The following is an 18,582-nucleotide window of genomic DNA, read 5'->3' on the forward strand; positions in this document are numbered from 1 at the left end:
ACTGGTCAGGGCCGCCTTCATGGCGTGGCTTGGTTCTGCGCCATCGGTGATGGGGGCGTGGGTCCGGATCGAGAGGCTGCGCACGGTGAGCGGCCTTCCGTGGCGTGACTGTGTGTGACCGGCTGCGGGTCCGTTCGTCCCACCGCCGGACTGGAAGGTCCCCCGTGTTTTCCGTCTTCGCCACACGGGCCGGCAGGTCTGTCGCCGCCTGCGGATCCATGCTCACCGCGGCAGTCGCCGATCCCGATCCTGACCGGAATCCGGTTGTCCGTGTGCGGCCCGGGATTCCTCCCCGATGCGTTCAGCCTGCTCCCCTCGCGGCTTCGCGCCGGCCACTCCTTGCTCCTCCGGCGCTGGACGCCGCACGGAGGACTGGAATACGATCGAGTTAGTCAAGGTTGTGACTATCAAGAAAATTACCAGTATCGTCCGGTGCGAGGAGCCGACATGAAGACCATCCAGAGGGCCGTCCCGCCCGCCATCGGTGTGCTGGTGGGCGCCGCGGCCACAGGCCTGCTGCTGGGCGGGAACGCCATCGCCACGGAGAGCGACACCGCCATCGACAGGCTCGCCATCCGCGAGGTGATAGACCGTCACCAGATGTACATCGACCTCAGGGACGCCGACGGCTACGCGAACCTGTACACGAAGGACGCCAGTTACCGCAGCCCCTTCGGTTCCGCCGACGGACGGACCCAGATCAAGGCCATGTTCATCGACCTGGCCGAGAAGGGCTTCACCAAGGGCAAGCGGCACATGACCGGACCCGCCGTGATCGAGGTCAACGGCGCGACCGCCACGGCCCGTTCCTGGTACTGGGTCGCCGAGACCGAGAAGGAACACGCCGTCTACGCCACCGGCACCTACACCGACAAGCTCCGCAAGGTGAATGGGAGATGGGAGATCTCCCAGCGTGTGCAGACGCTCGACGAACTCGCTTCCCAGAGCCGGTAACACGCCCGATCGGAGCACCTTGCCCGTCGCTCGCGCTCCCAGCTCGGGGAGCCGACTGCCGTCACAGTGCCGAGTCCCCTCGGCGCTGTGACGATCCTGCCGGTCGCCCGTCCCACACAGAGGTCATCATGTCCCAGGAGGACCGAGCCACCTCCCTCTCCCCGGGCACGCCCGGGAGCGTCCACCCGGACACCGGCCCATCCACGGGCCGCGTGGTCGCCGCGCTGTCGGTCGCGGTGCTGGCCTACGGGCTGCTGCAGACCCTGGTCGCTCCGGCCCTCCCCACGTTCCAGCGGCACTTCCGGGTGAGTGGTGACTGGGCCGCGTGGGTGTTCACCCTCTACCTGCTGTCCGGCGCCGTCCTGACTCCTGTGCTCGCCCGCTTCGGCGACCGGCGCGGCAAGCGCCGCACCCTGCTAGCCTCACTCGCCGTCTTCGGTGCCGGCACCACGCTGGCCGCCCTCGCCTGGAACTTCCCCCTCCTGCTGCTGGCGCGCGCGGCGCAAGGGGCCGGGGCGGCCGCGCTTCCCCTGTCCTTCGGCCTCATCGGCTCCCTGCTCCCGCCGCGGCGGATCGGCCAGGGCCTGGGGATCGTGTCGGCAATGATCGGGGCCGGTACCGGACTGGGCTTCGTCATCGGCGGCCTCCTGGTCGACCACGCCTCCTGGAGATGGATGTTCGCCGTCCTCACCGGCGTCATCGCGGTCGCCTTCCTGCTCGTTGCCCGGTGGATACCCGACGACACGGCGCGCCGGGACGAGCCCCACGACGTCCTGGGCACCGTCCTGCTCTCGCTCGGCCTGGTGGCCCTGCTTCTGGCGATCACCCAGGGCTCGCATGCCGGATGGCTGTCCCTCCCCGTTCTCGGTCTCTTCCTCACCGCTGCCGTGCTCCTGGCCGCACTGGCGGTCGCCGAGAAGCGCGTGTCACACCCGTTGCTCGAGCCGCGCATCTTCCTCGACCGCCCGATGCTGTTGACTCATGGCGCTGCGGCGCTCTTCTATGCAGCAGCCCTGATCTTCTTCCTCCTCGTGCCGATGCTGGCCCAACTGCCGCCGCACGGGCCGGAAGGCGCCGCTCGCGGATTCGGTTTCACCGTCACCGCCGCCGGCCTGCTCATGCTCCCCTCGGCGCTGTTGCAAGTCGTGGTGGCGCCACTGGTGCCGGCGTTGGAGCGGGTGTTCGGTCACCGAGCCTCCCTGCTGGGAGGACTGCTGCTTGTGCTTGCCGGGAGCCTGGCGTTGTCACTGTGGCACGTCACGCCCGCGCAGGTGCTCGCCGATTCCGTATTGCTGGGAACGGGCGCCGCCTTGAGCTTCGCAGCACTGCCGTCACTCGTGGTCCGCTTCGCTCCGCCACATGCGATAGCCACCGCCAACGGCCTAAACACCGTTGTCCGTACAGTCGGTGGCGTCATCGGCACCCAGGCCGCCATTGCAATCCTCAGCACCCACTCGGTCCCCGGCTCGGCACTGCCGGGCGGGCGCGCCTTCACCGCTGTGTTCGCACTCGGTGCCGTATGCGCGGCGGTCGGCGTCGTGGTGGTCCTGCTTCTGCCTCGGTCCATGGCCACCCGGTGAAGCGCCCGCCTCGCGACCATTTACGCAACACACCCCCGAGCCTCCCGGACAGGGCCATAAGCCTCTCGGCCATCCTGCTGCCCTCGTCCGCCCGGAAGGAGCACACCGCGCGACGGCGGCACGGTCGGCCCTCCTCACCTGGGGACGTCAGTTCGAGTGAACGGCTAAGATCGCGCTTCCTGGGGGACGGAGATCACGGGGATCAACGGGGGGCCATGATGACGAGTCGGCGTGCTCGCACACTTTCCGCAGCTTGGCGGCGCTCGCTCTGGCGACGGTCAGCGGATGTTCGTCGACGAAAGAGCTGCCCGACATGACCGGCTCGCAGCTGCAGACGGCGCAGGACCGGGCGCAGAGCGCCGGGTTCACCAATCTCAGCTCCGAGGACGCGACCGGACAGGGCCGCGCCCAGCTCTGGGACCGCAACTGGCGGGTCTGCTCCACCACCCCCGCCGCGGGCGAGATCATCGAGGACAGCGTCCTCTTCGAGGCCGTGCCCAACGGGGAGAAGTGCCCCGGCTAGCCACCCGCCGACCGGACGCGGCGCGTGGTGCGCGCGAGGACCGGACAGCCGCCGCCCCGGACCACCGAACAAGGGGGAACCGTGCCCACATCGAGTCAGCCAGCCGATCCCGCCGTCACGTACCCCGACGTCGCGGCCCGCGGCAGCCTTGCCGCCGCGCTCCGGGCCGAGGCGGAGCGCTGTCTCGGCCACGGCGGCATCCCCTCCGTGGCCTCGGAACACCAGCCCCTGCTGCACGCGACCGTCGAAAGCCTCCTGCCGCACCGTGAACCGCTCCGGATCAGCGCGTCGCGGCACGCGCGGCGGTGGTCGATCCGCGGTACGGAGCCGTTCCAGGGCATGCCCCTGGTCGACGGCGACACCGCGGACCTGGCGCAGCTCGCCGCCGCCGCCCGCGCCTGGCACGACGGGACCGCGCTGGACGGCATCCGCCGGGTGGCGCCCTTCGTGCACCTGACCGGACGGATCGAGACTCCCGACCCGGATCCCGCGCTGATGGCGGAATCCGAGTGGCAGGGCCTGCGCCGGGAGGCGGACGAACTGGAGTACGCCTGGCGGGACACCCACCGGGCTCTGATCGAGACGGCCTACGCCGAGCCGGCGCTGCGCGCCCTCTATCCGTTCACCAGCCACTGGGCGCTTCGCTTCTCGGTCACGACCCGCCCGAACCTGACCGTCGTCGGACCGCATCTGGCGGCCGGCAGCGACGGCCTGTACGGGGTGGGCAGGGGCATCGCCTCCTCGGACCTCGGCCGGTTCGCCACCGCGCGGGAGGCCGTGGCGGTGGCCGTGCGGCATCTGCCGTCCGGGCTCGGCCCGGTCACGCTCGGCGGGTGACCCGGTCGTCAGGCCGCCTCCTCCACCACCCGTATCCCGAAGCCGTACGAACCCAGGGCCTCGGCGATGCCGATGAACAGCAGGCTGTAGTGCTCCTGGCCGCGGGCCGTGGTGATGCCGCCGAGGTCGAGGAGGGAGTCCTCCGGCCAGCCCAGGTCGCGCAGGAGGCCGCGGACCGTGTGCTTGGCGTCCGCGTCCTCGCCGGACAGGAACAGGGTGGAGGGGCCCTCGACCGAGTCGGGCGCGACCATCAGCTTGCGGTCGACGGTGCAGAGCGACTTGACGACCCGGGTCGCGGGGAACGTCCGCTGGATCTCCTCGCCCAAGCTCTCACCGAGGTGCGACAGGTCGCCGTCCTCGGTGAAGCCGACGGCGACGTCCAGCAGCACCTTTCCGGCCAGCGCGTCCGCTCCCACGGAGGTGAGCAGTTCCACCGACGCCGTGCCCGGCGTCGCGTTGACCACGACCGGTGCGTCGGCGACGGCCGAGGCGAGGTCCGTCACCGGCAGGCCCTCGGCGCGCGGCCGGGCCTCCTCCGGCTTGCGTGAACCGAGGACGACGTCGTGACCGGCGCGCAGCCAGCCCTGGGCGAGGTGGCGGCCCACCGTGCCCGTTCCGAGAATGGCGATCTTCATGTCCTCGACGGTAGGCCGCCGGGGCCCGTGCGCGCGTCCCTCCGCGGAGGGGTTCGCCGTACCCCATCAGCCGTAGCCCATGAGTCCTAGACCCCAAGAGGGGGCGCCCGGCACGGCACCGGGCGCCCCCCACAAAGGGCTACTCCCAGGAGAGGGTTACTGCGCGGCGCCCGCCGCCGCGTCCGCCGCCTGGGCCTTCAGCGCGCGCTCGACGCCCGCCCGCGACTCCGAGACCAGCCGGCGCAGCGCCGCGCCCGGCTCCGCGGAGGCGAGCCACGCGTCCGTCTTGTCCAGCGTCTCCTGCGAGACCTGGACCGACGGGTACAGGCCGACGGCGATCTGCTGGGCCATCTCGTGCGAGCGGGACTCCCACACGTCCTTGACCACCTCGAAGAACTTGTCGGCGTACGGCGCCAGCAGGTCCCGCTGGTCGGTCTGGACGAAGCCGGAGATCACCGCCTCCTGCACGGCGTTCGGCAGCTTGTCCGACTCCACGACCGACGCCCAGGCCTCCGCCTTCGCCTCGGCCGTCGGGCGGGCGGCGCGGGCCGTGGCGGCGTGCCGCTCGCCCGCCGCCGTCTTGTCCCGCTCGTACTCGGCGGCGATCTCCGCCTCGTCGAAGCGGCCCACCGCGGCCAGCCGCTGCACGAACGCCCAGCGCAGCTCGGTGTCCACGACCAGGCCCTCGATCGACTGCGAGCCGTCCAGCAGGCCCTCCAGCAGGTCGAGCTGCTCCGGCGTGCGGGCCGTCGCCGCGAACGCCCGCGCCCACGCCAGCTGGTGGTCGCTGCCCGCCGCGGCGGACCGCAGGTGGGCCAGCGTGGCGTCGGTCCAGCGGGTCAGCAGCGTCTCGCGGGCGGCCGGGTCGGCGTACAGGTCGATCGCCAGCTTCACCTGGCGGTGCAGCGACTGCACCACGCCGATGTCGGACTCCTTGCCGATGCCGGACAGCACCAGGGACAGGTAGTCGCGGGTCGCCAGCTCCCCGTCGCGCGTCATGTCCCACGCGGACGCCCAGCACAGGGCGCGCGGCAGGGACTCCGCGAAGTCGCCCAGGTGCTCGGTGACGGTCCTCAGCGACGCCTCGTCGAGCCGCACCTTGGCGTACGACAGGTCGTCGTCGTTGAGCAGCACGACCGCCGGGCGGCGCTTGCCCACGAGCTGCGGTACGTCCGTCAGTTCGCCGTCGACGTCCAGCTCGACGCGCTCGGTGCGCACCAGCTTGCCGGACGCGTCGTCGAGGTCGTACAGGCCGACCGCGACGCGGTGCGGGCGCAGCGTCGGCTCGCCCTTGGCGCCGGCGGGCAGCGCGGGGGCCTCCTGGCGGATGCCGAAGGAGGTGACGACCCCGTCGGCGTCCGTGACGATCTCCGGGCGCAGGACGTTGATGCCCGCGGTCTCCAGCCACTTCTTCGACCAGGTCTTCAGGTCACGGCCGGAGGTCTCCTCCAGCGCGCCCAGCAGGTCGGACAGGCGCGTGTTGCCGAACGCGTGGCGCTTGAAGTACGCCTGCACACCGCGGAAGAACTCGTCCTCGCCGACGTACGCGACGAGCTGCTTCAGCACGCTCGCGCCCTTGGCGTACGTGATGCCGTCGAAGTTGACGAGCACGTCGTCCAGGTCGCGGATGTCCGCCATGATCGGGTGCGTGGACGGCAGCTGGTCCTGCCGGTACGCCCACGTCTTCATCGAGTTGGCGAACGTGGTCCACGAGTGCGGCCAGCGCGAGCCGGGCGCGGCGGCCTGGCAGGCGATCGACGTGTAGGTGGCGAACGACTCGTTCAGCCACAGGTCGTTCCACCACTCCATGGTGACGAGGTCGCCGAACCACATGTGGGCCAGCTCGTGCAGGATGGTCTCCGCGCGCACCTCGTACGCCGCGTCCGTCACCTTCGACCGGAACACGTACTGGTCGCGGATCGTCACCGCGCCCGCGTTCTCCATCGCGCCCGCGTTGAACTCCGGTACGAACAGCTGGTCGTACTTCTTGAACGGGTACGCGTAGTCGAACTTCTCCTGGAACCAGTCGAAGCCCTGCCGGGTCACCTCGAAGATGGCGTCCGCGTCCAGGAACTCGGCGAGCGACGGACGGCAGTAGATGCCGAGCGGCACGCTCTGCCCGTCCTTCTCGTAGACGCTGTGGACGCTGTGGTACGGGCCGACGATGAGCGCGGTGATGTACGACGAGATGCGCGGCGTCGGCTCGAACTCCCAGACGTTGTCCTTGGGCTCCGGGGTCGGCGAGTTGGAGATGACGGTCCAGCCCTCCGGCGCCTTCACGGTGAACTGGAAGGTCGCCTTCAGGTCCGGCTGCTCGAAACTCGCGAACACCCGGCGGGCGTCCGGCACCTCGAACTGGGTGTAGAGGTAGGCCTGGTCGTCGACCGGGTCGACGAAACGGTGCAGGCCCTCGCCCGTGTTGGTGTACGCGCAGTCGGCGGTCACCCGCAGGACGTTGCGGCCCTGGAGCAGGCCGGGCAGGGCGATGCGGGAGTCCTTGAAGACCTCGGCGGGGTCGAGGGCGTCCCCGTTGAGGACGACCTCGTGGACGGCCGGGGCCACCAGGTCGATGAACGACTCGGCACCGTTCTCCGCGGCGACGTCGAAGCGGACCGTGGTCACGGACCGGAAGGTGCCGCCCTCCTGCGCGCCGGAGAGGTCGAGATCGACCTCGTACGAGTCAACGGTGAGCAGCTTCGCCCGCTGCTGCGCCTCTTCGCGAGTCAGGTTTGTGCCAGGCACGCGGTCATCTCCTCGATATGTGTGGGTTGCGCCATCCTTCCACGGGACCCGCACCGAACGCGATGTCCGTTTCCCGCCGGTGAACGGGTCGCGCGCGCGTGAACCTGGGCCCATGACGACGTACACCGCACACCCCGTCCCGCCGGAGGTCCTGAAGGAGCTGCGCTCCGTCGACGACGCGGGCCGCGCGACGGTTCCCGTGACCGACGAGGAGGGCGGCGCCCCGCTGCGCTGCTGCCTGCGCCGCAGCACCCCCGGCGAGACGATCGCCCTGGTCTCCTACGCCCCGCTGCGCCGCTGGGCGGCCCGCACCGGCGCCGACCCCGGTGCCTACGACGAGCAGGGCCCCGTCTTCATCCACGCGGTCGACTGCCCCGGCCCCGACTCCGGTCCCGGCCGCGAGGGCGCCGGCCTGCCCTTCACGAACTCCCACCGCGTGCTGCGCCGCTACTCGGCCGACGGCCGCATCCTCGGCGGACACCTGGTGACCGAGCCGGAGTCCTTCGAGACCGCCGTCGCGCAGGCCTACGCCGACCCCGAGGTGGCGCTGGTGCATGTGCGGGCGGTCGAGTACGGGTGCTTCCTGTACGAGGTACGGCGGCCGTAGGCCGGCCACACCCCGGCCCGGCGCCGAGCCGGACCGGCGCATGCGAGAGGGGGCGGTCACCGGCATCCGGTGACCGCCCCCTGCCGCTCTGCCGCGGCTCTGCCTACTGCTCGCGCTTGGTGGTCAGCTCCGCCGCCACCAGCTCCGCGATCTGCACCGCGTTCAGGGCCGCGCCCTTGCGCAGGTTGTCGTTGGAGACGAAGAAGGCGAGACCGTTCTCCACCGTCTCGTCGCGGCGGATACGGCCGACGAACGACGGGTCCTGCCCGGCCGCCTGGAGCGGGGTCGGCACCTCGGTGAGGGCGACGCCGGGGGCGCCGGCCAGCAGTTCCTTGGCGCGCTCGACGCTGATCGGGCGGGCGAAGCGGGCGTTGACCTGGAGGGAGTGGCCGGTGAAGACCGGGACGCGCACACAGGTGCCGGAGACCTTCAGCTCGGGGATCTCCAGGATCTTGCGGGACTCGTTGCGGAGCTTCTGCTCCTCGTCCGTCTCGTTCAGACCGTCGTCGACGATGGAGCCGGCCAGCGGGAGGACGTTGTACGCGATCGGCGCGACGTACTTGTTCGGCGCCGGGTACTCGGCGGCCGAGCCGTCGTGGGTGAGCTGGGGGGCGTCCGCGCCGACCTTCTGGACCTGCTCGAACAGCTCGTCGACACCCGCGAGGCCGGAACCGGACACGGCCTGGTAGGTGGCCACCACCAGGGCCTCCAGGCCCGCCTCCGCGTGCAGCGGCTTCAGCACGGGCATCGCGGCCATCGTGGTGCAGTTCGGGTTGGCGATGATGCCCTTCGGGCGGTTGGCGACCGCGTGCGGGTTCACCTCGGACACCACCAGCGGGACCTCGGGGTCGCGCCGCCAGGCGGAGGAGTTGTCGATCACGACCGCGCCCTGGGCGGCGACCTTCTCGGCCAGCGCCTTGGAGGTGGCGCCGCCCGCCGAGAACAGCACGATGTCCAGACCGGTGTAGTCGGCCGTGGACGCGTCCTCCACCGTGATCCCGTCGAGGACCGTCCCCGCCGAGCGGGCCGAGGCGAACAGACGCAGCTCGTCGACCGGGAAGTCCCGCTCGGCGAGGATCCTGCGCATGACCGTGCCGACCTGGCCGGTGGCTCCGACGATTCCTACCTTCACGGGGACTCCTCTGCGTGGCGTGTCTGTGCGTGCCCGGGCGGCCGGGACCCTTCCATCATGCGGGGGACCGGGGCCGGTGTGTCCAATCCTTTGCCCGATGCGTGGACGATCAGTCCTGGTCAGCGGCACCCTGGGGGCGTATCGCGGCCCCGGTCGCGGGCCCGGAGAATTCCGCCCGGGACCGGGCGCGGGCCGCAAGCTCTGCCGACTCGGCCCGGTGGGAACAGGTTTTCGTCCGCCCCGGCGCGCCGCTGCGGGCGCCGCGCGGACGCCCCGGTCGCGTGAGCGGCGTCTCGGTTTCGGCTCCCGTGTGACGTACGACACCGCGTCTTCCTTCCCGGATCCGCCGAACGTTTCCGCCGCCCGCCGCGTCATAGGGGAAACGCGGCGAGGAGAGGGGTGGCTGTGCTGCGCAGAATGGCCCGCCGCGGCCAGGGGGCGGACCGGGGGGACCGGCCGGACCGGGGGGTCCGCAGGGACCCTGAGGTCCGCGGGGACCGGGGTGACCACGGCGCCGACGATCCGCTGGACGCGGCGCAGGAACGACGGGTGCGGGCGGTGCTCGCGCTCGGCGGGGTGCCGCAGGCGGACCTGCCGGACGGGGTGCAGCAGGTCCGCCTGCGGTTGCTGGAGCGCGCCGCGAGCGGACGCGAGGCGCCGCGGGACGTCTCCGCGTGGGCGGCCGTCGTCGCCTCCAACCTCGCGGTGGACTGGCACCGCGCCAAACGCCGCCAGGAGCGCGTCGGCGAACGTCTCGCCTCGCTGCGGCAGCTCGAGCATCCGTCCGGCGAGGACACCAGCGTGCTCTCCGTCGCCGTCGCCCAGGGCCTGGACGAGCTGCCCGACGCCCAGCGGCAGGTGGTCGTCCTGCGGTTCTACGCCGACCTGCCGGTGCGCTCCATCGCCGAGGAACTCGGCATCCCGGAAGGCACGGTCAAGAGCAGGCTGCACACGGCGGTCCGGGCCCTGCGCGCCCGGCTGCACGAGGACGAGGTGGTGTGACGTGACCGTCGAACACGACGGGCGGGGCGGCTACGACCGCGACGACCCCCTGATGGCCGTCCTCACCGGGGAGCCCCTGCCGGACACCGCCCGCACGGACCCCGCCCTCCTGGCCGAGTACCGCTCCGCCGAGGCCGACGTGGCCCTGCTGCGGGAACAGCTGGGCATCATCGCGCACGCCCTCACCGAGCCGGAGCCGGAGCCGGAGCCCGCCTCCCGTCCGGCGGCCCGCCCCGAGCCCGAGCCCGTACCCGTGCCCTCGCCGCAGCCCCGGCGGCGGGCCCTGCGGAGGGTGCGGAACGGTCTCGGGCTCGCCGCCGCCCTGGCCGTCTTCCTGGGGATGGGATGGCTGGTCGTCCAGGCGGGGCAGGGGGTCGACGACGCGGCGAGCGGCGCGGCCGACAAGGGTGCCGAGAGCGCGCAGAAGTCGCAGGGGCCGCTCGGGTCACCCGCCTATCTCGCCTGCACCCGGCTGCTGGTGGAGGGGAAGGTGACCGGCGTGGTCCCGGTCCCGGGCAGCGGCGAGGAACGCGTCACCCTGGACGTCACCCGGTCCTACCGGCCCACCGGCGGCAGCGGGGACAGGGCCACCTTCGTCAAGGGCGACGAGCCCGCCTTCGGCGCCCCCCGCCACCTCCGCGAGGGCGATCACGTCCTGGTCGCCGTCCCGCGCGGGGGCGACGCGGCCGATCTGTGGTTCGTCGGCGAGGAGGACATCGCCCCGCAGCGGCGCGTCATCGTCGAGACGCTGCCGCAGGCGCGGGCCACCACCTGCCCATGAGAACCCGCGGGAACCCATGAGAAAGGGGCGGGCGCCCGCACCGGACGCCCGCCCCGCAGTCCCGCCGCTGTTACGGCGTGACCTTCTCGATCTTCACGCTGCCCACGCCCGCGACCGTGCCGCGCGCGTTGACCAGCTGCACCTGGCCGAAGAACTCACGCCCCTCGGGCGCGGCGGCTTCGGCGGTGACCTTGCCGGAGACCGTCGCCGACGCACCCGTGCCGAGCTTCACCGGCGCGGACTCGTCGACCGTGACGGAGCCGAGCGCGCTGGAGAAGAACACGTCCAGGTAGTCGTACGCGGTGGAACCGGCGGGCACCGAGTAGCCGATGACCTCGACGGTGTACGTGCCGGCCGCCGGCTTCGGCACGGAGACCGACTCCTCCGAGTCGCCGTCGGCGGAGCTGCCGACCTCGTCGCCGGCCGCGTTCTTCACGACCAGGTCGAGGTCCGCGGCGGCGTCGGAGACGTTGCCGATGGTGACGTCCAGCGACTGCGCGCCCTCGGGCACCTGGACCGTGGTGGTCTGGGTGGCACCGTTCGCGATGGTCGGGCGGGCCGTCTTGGAGGAGCCCAGCGGGCCGCCGACCAGCTTGCCCTCGAGGGCGGCGTACTTGTTGGTCACCTTCCAGGAGGCGGCGGCCGGGGTGCCGACCTCGGCCTCGGGCACGGTCACGGTCTCCGGGTCGAAGGCCGCGCCGAGCACGGTGACGTCCAGCTTGTACGGGTTGTCCAGCAGCGGCGACGTACGGCGCGACTCGACCTCGATCTCCCAGACACCCGGCTGCGGGTTCGGGTACGAACGCACGTCCGGGCGGCAGGTGTTGGCCGGGTTGGCGTAGTTCGGGTAGCAGCTGATGGTCGACGTGGGGTCGGCCGGGACGCCGTACGGGTGGATGGCGATGAACCGGGTCTGGCTCTTGTCCTTCAGCCCGCCCAGCGCGACCTCCAGCGACGTCGCGCCCTCGGGCACGGTCACGAAGTACGACTTGTGGCTGTTGCGCTGCACCGAACCGGACGCCGCGTACGTGTACTCGAGGGGTGCGGAGACCACGACCGTGTTGAGGACCTGCTTGTCGATGCCCTCGGTGCGCGGGTCGTCGACCTCGAGGATCGCGCTCTTGATCCCGGCGGACCGCGGCGCGGCCTGCACCTTGACGGTGACGGGCTGGTTCAGCGGCAGGTTCACCTCGTCGGAGCCGACGATGCGGAAGGTGCCGCCCGCGTTGTTCTCCAGGTGCAGCTCGTGCCGGATGGCGCGGTCGGCACCGGAGGTGCGGGTCAGGGTGATCTCGTACGTCTTCTTCTGGCCGGCCTTCAGACCGCCCTCGCGGTCGTAGAGGCCGGTGCCGAAGCCCGGGGTCTTCAGGAACTGGTCGATCGCGGTGTCGACCGGCGCCTTGACGGTGTACTCGTGGGCCTTGGCGCCGTCCCGGACGGCGTCCCAGGCGTCCACGATGTTGATCAGGCCCGCGCCCTCCTCGTAGGCCTGGGTGCCCGGGATGTGGTCGGCGGTCGAGGTGAGCGCCGTGCGCAGCGTCGCGGGCGGCAGCTCGATGCCCTTGCGCTTGGCGGCGGACAGCAGCAGCGCGGCGGCGCCGGTGGCCTGCGGGGAGGCCATCGAGGTGCCCTGGAGCATGGAGTAGCCGGGCGGCAGGCTGTAGCCGGCCTCGGCGACCGGGCCGCCGGGCGACCAGGTCTGCGTGGTGTTGATCGCCGCGCCGGGCGCGGCCAGGGTCGGCGTGAAGCCGCCGTCCTCACGCGGACCGCGCGAGGAGAACGGCATCATCGCGTAGTCCTTCTCCACCGCGGAGCCGTAGTTGGCGGCCCAGGTCTCCTTGGAGATGGTCGCGCCGACCGAGATCACCTTGTCGGAGAGGGCGGGGTCGCCGATGGTGTTGGTGCCGGGGCCGGAGTTGCCCGCGGAGATCACCAGCTGGACGCCGTACTCGTCGATCAGACGGGTGTAGAGCGCCGAGCGGGCGTTGTTGCCGTCGTTCAGCGCCGGCAGGCCGCCGATCGACATGTTGACGATGTCGACGCCGCGGTTGACGACGAGGTCGATCATGCCCTCGGTGAGCGCGACGTTGGTGCAGCCGCCGGTCCAGGTGCAGGCCCGCGAGGAGACCAGCTTCGCGCCGGGCGCCGCGCCGTTCATCTCGCCGCCGAACAGGCCGTTGGCGGCGGTGATGCCGGCCACGTGGGTGCCGTGCGAGCCCTCGATGACGCCGATGCTGACGTAGTCGGCCTTGGCACCGGAGGCGTTGTAGACGACGTCCTTGCGGATCTCGACGACGAACGGGATGCGTTCGGCGATCTCGGTGGCCGGGTTGTCGGTTCCGAAGTAACCGATCTGGAAGCCGTCCTTGTACGGCTTCATGGCCTCGTCGTTCGTGAAGTCGAGGTCGTCGTTCAGGTCGACGCGGACGGTGCCGGCGGCGGCGTCGTAGAGCACGCCCCAGACGTCCGTCTTGTCGCCGTCGCGGTTCAGGTCCCCGGCCATGTCGCCGCCGGTGGTGGCGGACTCGGAGAAGTAGTTGAACCGGTAGGCGCCCTCGGGGGCCTTGAAGGTCTCCGTGCCGAGGGCGGAGGTGGTGATGGAGAAGGTGGGGCCGGCCACCGAGGTGGTCATCCGGCGCCAGGTGCCGTCACCGTCGGAGACCGGGTCGGTCGCCGTCACCCAGTCGACGATCTTGCGCTCGCCGGTCGTCGTCTTCTGCAGCGCCGGGTGACCGAGGTCGACACCGGAGTCCAGGATGCCGATGGTGATGCCGCGCCCGTCCGCCTTCGGGTGGTCCTCGACGAACTCGACGGCGCCGGTCTCGAAGGACGGGTTGTACGGGTTCTCGGCGGGCGTGTCCTTGCCGGGGGCCGGGTAGCTCCCGGTGGCGCTCGCACCCTTCGCGCCGCCCGCGTTCGGCGACGGGTCCTCCAGCGGGATCTCCTCACGCAGGTCGATGGCCTGCACGGAGGACAGCTTCACCGCGGCGGCGATCGCCGCGTCGGCCTTGCCGGTGGGGACGGTCGCGCGGACGTAGCCGAGCTTGTCGTACGTACGGCCCACGAGACCGCCGTCGACGGAGTCCAGCTGCTTCGCGACCTGCTCGGTCTGCCCGGGCGCGGTGGCGACCATCATGGTCACGCTCTTGTCGCCGTTGGCCTTGGCCTCGGCGAGCAGGTCGGCGTCGTCGGAGCCGAGCTTGTCGTGGGCGGACTTGACGTCCGGGTCGGCCGCCGCGGCCGGGGCGGCCGGGTCCGCGGCGAAGGCCAGGGGTATCGGCCCGGCCGCGGAGAGCGCGGCCACCAGACCGGCGGCCACGGCGATACGGGCCACGCGTCTGGCGCCCGGTATCGGATCGCTCTGGGGGGTGTGGGTCATCGGCATCCCTTACAGGTGAGGGAACGAGCGTGTCGCTTGTCGTCCGGAATGCGACACCGGACGACCGCTCAGCTTTACCCAAGGGACCGATGTTTGGGGAAGGTTGACCGAAACGATATGGATGTATGGGGAAAACCCGCGATGGGTTATGGGCGATACGTCCCGGATGGCGGCAACTCGCCCACCCCTCAGGCGTCCTTCGACCGCGCGTAGTGCCGGGACGCCTTGGCGCGGTTTCCGCACACGGCCATCGAGCACCAGCGGCGCGTGCCGTTGCGTGACGTGTCGAAGAAGTGCAGCACGCAGGCCTCGTGGGCGCAGCGGCGGACGCGGTCCGGGGCGGTGGCGAGCAGCGTCAGATAGTTCCGGGCGGCGAGCCAGCCCGGCCCCCAGGAGGCGTCCTCGAACTCGGCCTCCTCGCCCGGTCCCGCCTCGGTGAGCGTGGCCCGGATCCGCCCGTGCGCGAGGACCGCGTCCACGGCCGCGGCGCCGGCCGCGAGCGAGCCGTCCACGGCCGCCAGCAGGGCGTCGCGCGCCCGGAGGGTGTGGCGCAGGGTGTCCGCGTCGGCGGCGAACCGCCCGTCCAGCCCGTTCGCCGCGAGCCAGACCGTCAGCCCTTCCGTGCCGTCGAGCAGGTCCCGCGGGGCGCCGTCCTCGACCCAGCGGGTGTTGAGCAGGTCGAGCGCGAGCGGCTCGCCCGTGAGGGGGCGGGGGTCACGCGGGCCGGGGGTGGCGGCGGGCATCCGGGGCTCCTTCCGTTCTAACCCCTCAAGGGTAAATCACCGGTTGACGGCCTCGACTCTAACCACTAACGTCATCCTCACCGGTTAGAACACTTCTGGAGGAGACCGCCATGACAACCGCGACAGCCGACGCGGCAACGACAGCCACGACCCTGCGCACCGGCCACGTCGGCCTGAACGTCACCGACCTCGGCCGCTCGCTCGCCTTCTACCGGGACCTCCTGGGCTTCGAACTGCTCGTCGAGGGCAAGGAGGAGGGCCGGCGGTTCGCGCTCCTGGGCGACGGGGAGCGCCTGGCCCTCGCCCTGTGGGAGCAGGCGGAGCAGCCGTTCGCCGCCGACCGCTCCGGCCTGCACCACCTGGCCCTGGAGGTCGGCTCGATCGAGCGGGTCAGGGAGTACGAGGAGGCCCTGCGGGCGTACGGCGCCGAGTTCGCGTACGACGGTGTGGTGGCCCACCGGGAAGGCGCCGCGTCGGGCGGCATCTTCTTCCACGACCCGGACGGCATCCGCCTGGAGATCTACGCACCGACCGGCGCGGAAGCCGCCCCCGCACCCAACGAGTCCGCTCCCACCTGCGGGTTCTTCTGATGTCCGGCGTCTACCACGCGGGCTCGCTCGCTGTGCAGGAACGGGTCGGCGTGCGGGACCTCGCCGACCACGTGGGCCGCTCCATCGGGCCCGGCATCAGACCGGTGGCGGCGGCCTTCCTGGAACTCCAGCCGCTGCTGGTGGTCGGCGCGGCGGACCCGCGGACCGGCGCGGTGTGGGCCTCACCGCTGGCCGGCGCCCCCGGCTTCGTCCGCGCCACCGGCCCGCACCGGATCTCCGTCGCGGCCGGGCCGTCCCCGGCCGACCCGCTCGCCACGGCCCTCGCGACCCCCGGCACCCCCGTCGGCACCATCGCCCTCGACCCGCGCACCCGCCGCCGGATGCGCCTGAACGGCGTGGCCGAGCCGACCGCGCGGGGGTTCGCGGTGGCGGCACGGCAGGTGTTCTCGAACTGCCCGAAGTACCTGCAGAAGCGGGCGTCGTACGAGGTGGTGGCGGACCGCGTGCCGCAGCCGCCGCGCCGCGGGGACGCGCTCACCGCCGACCAGGCGGCGTTCGTCGCGGCGGCCGACACCGCGTTCGTGGCTACCGTGCACCCGGACGGCGCCGACGCCAGCCACCGCGGCGGGCACCCCGGCTTCCTCCGGGTCGACTCGCCGCACGAGGTGAGCTGGCGCGACTACGCGGGCAACGCCATGTTCCTCACCCTCGGCAACCTGGCCGCCGACCCGCGCGCGGGCCTGCTGATCCTGGACTGGGCGACGGGCACGGTCCTCCATCTGACCGGCGAGGCGCGCACCGGGTTCGAGCCCGACGGCGCCCGCGTCGTCCGCTTCCGGATCGCGGCGGCCGTCGAGACCCCGGCCGCGCTCCCCTTGCGCTGGTCCGCACCCGAATACTCCCCGGCCAATCCGCTCCCCGCGCGCTAAGTTCCCCGGATGCGGAAGAAGTTGAGGGTGGCGGCCTACGCCCTGTGCGTCCGTGACGGCCGGGTCCTGCTGGCCCGCTCCCCGGCCGAGGACGGCACACCCGAGTGGGTGCTGCCGGGCGGCGGCATGGAACACGGCGAGGATCCGCACGACACGGTCCGCAGGGAACTGCTGGAGGAGACCGGCTACCGCATCGAGGTGACCGGTCTCCTCGGCGTGCACTCCTTCCGCCGCCCGTTCCCGCGCCGGGGCCTGCGCCGCCCCGTCGACCATCACTCCGTACGGCTGCTGTACGCGGGGCGGGTCACCGGCGGCGAGCTGACGTTCGAGGTCGGGGGGTCGACGGACATGGCCGCCTGGCACGACCTGGACGCGGTGGCCGGGCTGGTCAGGGTGCCGCTCGTGGACATCGGGCTGCGGATGTGGCGGGAGCGGGGACCCGGCGGAGGTGCATGATCATGCGCGGGCTTGCATGACAATGCGAGTTGTTGCATAGTTTTGCCATGTCCAAGGTCCTCACCTCCCTCCCTGTCGGCGAGCGCGTCGGCATCGCCTTCTCCGGCGGGCTCGACACCTCGGTCGCCGTCGCCTGGATGCGCGACAAGGGCGCCATCCCGTGCACGTACACCGCCGACATCGGCCAGTACGACGAGCCCGACATCGCCTCGGTGCCCGGCCGCGCCAAGACCTACGGCGCCGAGGTCGCGCGCCTGGTCGACTGCCGCGCGGCGCTGGTCGAGGAGGGCCTGGCCGCGTTGACCTGCGGCGCGTTCCACATCCGATCGGGCGGGCGCGCCTACTTCAACACCACGCCGCTCGGCCGCGCCGTCACCGGCACCCTGCTGGTCCGGGCGATGCTCGAGGACGACGTCCAGATCTGGGGCGACGGCTCGACCTTCAAGGGCAACGACATCGAGCGGTTCTACCGCTACGGACTGCTCGCCAACCCGAACCTGCGGATCTACAAGCCCTGGCTCGACGCGAACTTCGTCACCGAGCTGGGCGGCCGCAAGGAGATGTCGGAGTGGCTGGTCGCCCACAACCTGCCCTACCGGGACTCCGCGGAGAAGGCGTACTCCACCGACGCCAACATCTGGGGCGCCACCCACGAGGCCAAGACCCTGGAGCACCTGGACACCGGCATCGAGACCGTCGAGCCCATCATGGGCGTGCGGTTCTGGGACCCCGAGGTCGAGATCGCCACCGAGGACGTGACGATCGGCTTCGAGCAGGGCCGCCCGGTGACGATCAACGGCAAGGAGTTCGCCTCCGCCGTCGACCTGGTGATGGAGGCCAACGCCGTCGGCGGCCGTCACGGCCTGGGCATGTCCGACCAGATCGAGAACCGGATCATCGAGGCCAAGAGCCGCGGCATCTACGAGGCCCCGGGCATGGCCCTGCTGCACGCCGCCTACGAGCGCCTGGTCAACGCCATCCACAACGAGGACACCCTCGCCCAGTACCACAACGAGGGCCGCCGCCTCGGCCGGCTGATGTACGAGGGCCGCTGGCTGGACCCGCAGGCGCTGATGATCCGCGAGTCGCTCCAGCGCTGGGTCGGCGCGGCCGTCACCGGCGAGGTCACCCTCCGGCTGCGGCGCGGCGAGGACTACTCGATCCTCGACACCACGGGCCCGGCGTTCAGCTACCACCCGGACAAGCTGTCCATGGAGCGCACCGAGGACTCCGCGTTCGGCCCGGTGGACCGGATCGGCCAGCTCACCATGCGCAACCTCGACATCGCCGACTCCCGCGCCAAGCTGGAGCAGTACGCGGGCCTCGGCCTGATCGGCACCGGCAGCCCCACCATCGGCGCCTCCCAGGCCGCCGCCACCGGCCTGATCGGCACCATGCCGGAGCTGTCCGAGGGCGGCGCCGAGGCCATCGCCTCCCGCGGCGAGGTCTCCGAGGAGGACGCGCTGCTGGACCGTGCCGCGATGGAGTCCGGCACGGACTGACCCACCGGCCTTGGGCGCCACGGGCCCCGGCGGAACACCTCCGCCGGGGCCCGTCGTCGTACTCCGCCTGCGCGCCCCCTGTGCGTCCCCCCTGTGCGTCCCCCCCCGTGCTCGTCCCCCCTGCTCGTCCCCCGACTGTTCCACCCCCGCGTACCCCGTGAGATGAACGCGGAGTGACCCGTTCCCGGCCTGCGAAGGAGCGGTCGCGGACGCGCCGGGTGGTGCGAGA

The 18,582-nt window shown here is 71.9% G+C and carries 16 protein-coding genes; 11 read left to right on the forward strand and 5 right to left on the reverse strand.

Going from position 1 to position 18,582, the window contains the following annotated elements; genetic code table 11:
• The first annotated feature begins 447 nt into the window (after nt 1-447).
• The 4 genes from ACIG0D_RS02140 to ACIG0D_RS02155 all read left to right on the forward strand — a co-directional run bounded on the left by ACIG0D_RS02140 (nt 448) and on the right by ACIG0D_RS02155 (nt 3,894).
• Entirely contained in the window at nt 448-954 is a 507-nt protein-coding gene (locus ACIG0D_RS02140; protein WP_399795705.1) for a nuclear transport factor 2 family protein, read from the forward strand.
• Between the two features lie 128 nt (nt 955-1,082).
• Entirely contained in the window at nt 1,083-2,534 is a 1,452-nt protein-coding gene (locus ACIG0D_RS02145) for an MFS transporter (RefSeq protein ID WP_399795707.1), read from the forward strand.
• Between the two features lie 313 nt (nt 2,535-2,847).
• Complete coding sequence (locus tag ACIG0D_RS02150) at nt 2,848-3,057, forward strand: hypothetical protein (protein WP_399795709.1); 210 nt, start codon at nt 2,848-2,850, stop codon at nt 3,055-3,057.
• Nucleotides 3,058-3,138: 81 nt separating this feature from the next.
• Nucleotides 3,139-3,894 (forward strand): DUF6193 family natural product biosynthesis protein, encoded by a 756-nt coding sequence (locus ACIG0D_RS02155; protein ID WP_399795710.1) that lies wholly within the window; start codon nt 3,139-3,141, stop codon nt 3,892-3,894.
• Between the two features lie 8 nt (nt 3,895-3,902).
• Here the strand turns inward: ACIG0D_RS02155 and ACIG0D_RS02160 are convergent, their stop codons facing one another.
• A complete protein-coding gene (locus ACIG0D_RS02160) occupies nt 3,903-4,529 on the reverse strand; it encodes an NADPH-dependent F420 reductase (RefSeq protein ID WP_399795711.1) in 627 nt (208 codons plus the stop codon).
• Between the two features lie 156 nt (nt 4,530-4,685).
• Nucleotides 4,686-7,271, reverse strand: coding sequence for an aminopeptidase N (gene pepN, locus ACIG0D_RS02165; RefSeq protein ID WP_399795712.1), 2,586 nt, complete (start codon nt 7,269-7,271; stop codon nt 4,686-4,688).
• Between the two features lie 112 nt (nt 7,272-7,383).
• Between pepN and ACIG0D_RS02170 the strand changes: the two genes are divergently transcribed.
• Complete coding sequence (locus ACIG0D_RS02170) at nt 7,384-7,878, forward strand: DUF1203 domain-containing protein (protein ID WP_399795713.1); 495 nt, start codon at nt 7,384-7,386, stop codon at nt 7,876-7,878.
• A 103-nt stretch (nt 7,879-7,981) separates the two neighbouring features.
• On the opposite strand, the gene ACIG0D_RS02175 is transcribed toward ACIG0D_RS02170, so the two are convergent.
• On the reverse strand, nt 7,982-9,010 hold the full coding sequence (locus ACIG0D_RS02175) for an aspartate-semialdehyde dehydrogenase (protein ID WP_399795714.1): 1,029 nt from the start codon (nt 9,008-9,010) through the stop codon (nt 7,982-7,984).
• 399 nt (nt 9,011-9,409) lie between these two features.
• Here ACIG0D_RS02175 and ACIG0D_RS02180 point away from each other — a divergent pair, with 399 nt between their 5' ends.
• Both ACIG0D_RS02180 and ACIG0D_RS02185 read left to right on the forward strand, forming a co-directional pair.
• Nucleotides 9,410-10,012 (forward strand): RNA polymerase sigma factor, encoded by a 603-nt coding sequence (locus ACIG0D_RS02180; RefSeq protein WP_399795715.1) that lies wholly within the window; start codon nt 9,410-9,412, stop codon nt 10,010-10,012.
• A 1-nt stretch (nt 10,013) separates the two neighbouring features.
• Nucleotides 10,014-10,793: a hypothetical protein gene (locus ACIG0D_RS02185; RefSeq protein ID WP_399795716.1), complete on the forward strand. Its 780-nt coding sequence runs from the start codon at nt 10,014-10,016 to the stop codon at nt 10,791-10,793.
• 70 nt (nt 10,794-10,863) lie between these two features.
• Here the strand turns inward: ACIG0D_RS02185 and ACIG0D_RS02190 are convergent, their stop codons facing one another.
• Nucleotides 10,864-14,172 carry a S8 family serine peptidase gene (locus ACIG0D_RS02190; protein WP_399795717.1) on the reverse strand — a complete coding sequence of 1,103 codons (3,309 nt, stop codon included), beginning with the start codon at nt 14,170-14,172 and terminating at the stop codon, nt 10,864-10,866.
• 188 nt (nt 14,173-14,360) lie between these two features.
• Nucleotides 14,361-14,915 carry a CGNR zinc finger domain-containing protein gene (locus ACIG0D_RS02195; protein ID WP_399795719.1) on the reverse strand — a complete coding sequence of 185 codons (555 nt, stop codon included), beginning with the start codon at nt 14,913-14,915 and terminating at the stop codon, nt 14,361-14,363.
• A 110-nt stretch (nt 14,916-15,025) separates the two neighbouring features.
• Between ACIG0D_RS02195 and ACIG0D_RS02200 the strand changes: the two genes are divergently transcribed.
• From ACIG0D_RS02200 to argG, 4 genes are read left to right on the forward strand one after another with little or no spacing between them, the layout of a single operon-like run.
• Nucleotides 15,026-15,505, forward strand: a complete 480-nt coding sequence (locus ACIG0D_RS02200) for a VOC family protein (RefSeq protein ID WP_399795721.1) — start codon at nt 15,026-15,028, stop codon at nt 15,503-15,505.
• On the forward strand, nt 15,505-16,395 hold the full coding sequence (locus ACIG0D_RS02205; protein WP_399795723.1) for a pyridoxamine 5'-phosphate oxidase family protein: 891 nt from the start codon (nt 15,505-15,507) through the stop codon (nt 16,393-16,395). Before ACIG0D_RS02200 ends, ACIG0D_RS02205 begins: the two co-directional genes overlap by 1 nt.
• Before the next feature lie 9 nt (nt 16,396-16,404).
• On the forward strand, nt 16,405-16,851 hold the full coding sequence (locus tag ACIG0D_RS02210) for an NUDIX hydrolase (protein WP_399795724.1): 447 nt from the start codon (nt 16,405-16,407) through the stop codon (nt 16,849-16,851).
• Between the two features lie 47 nt (nt 16,852-16,898).
• Complete coding sequence (argG, locus tag ACIG0D_RS02215) at nt 16,899-18,353, forward strand: argininosuccinate synthase (RefSeq protein ID WP_399795726.1); 1,455 nt, start codon at nt 16,899-16,901, stop codon at nt 18,351-18,353.
• The last annotated feature ends 229 nt before the right edge of the window (nt 18,354-18,582 follow it).

The sequence above is a fragment of the Streptomyces sp. NPDC052773 genome, assembly GCF_044547145.1.
GTDB lineage: Bacteria > Actinomycetota > Actinomycetes > Streptomycetales > Streptomycetaceae > Streptomyces.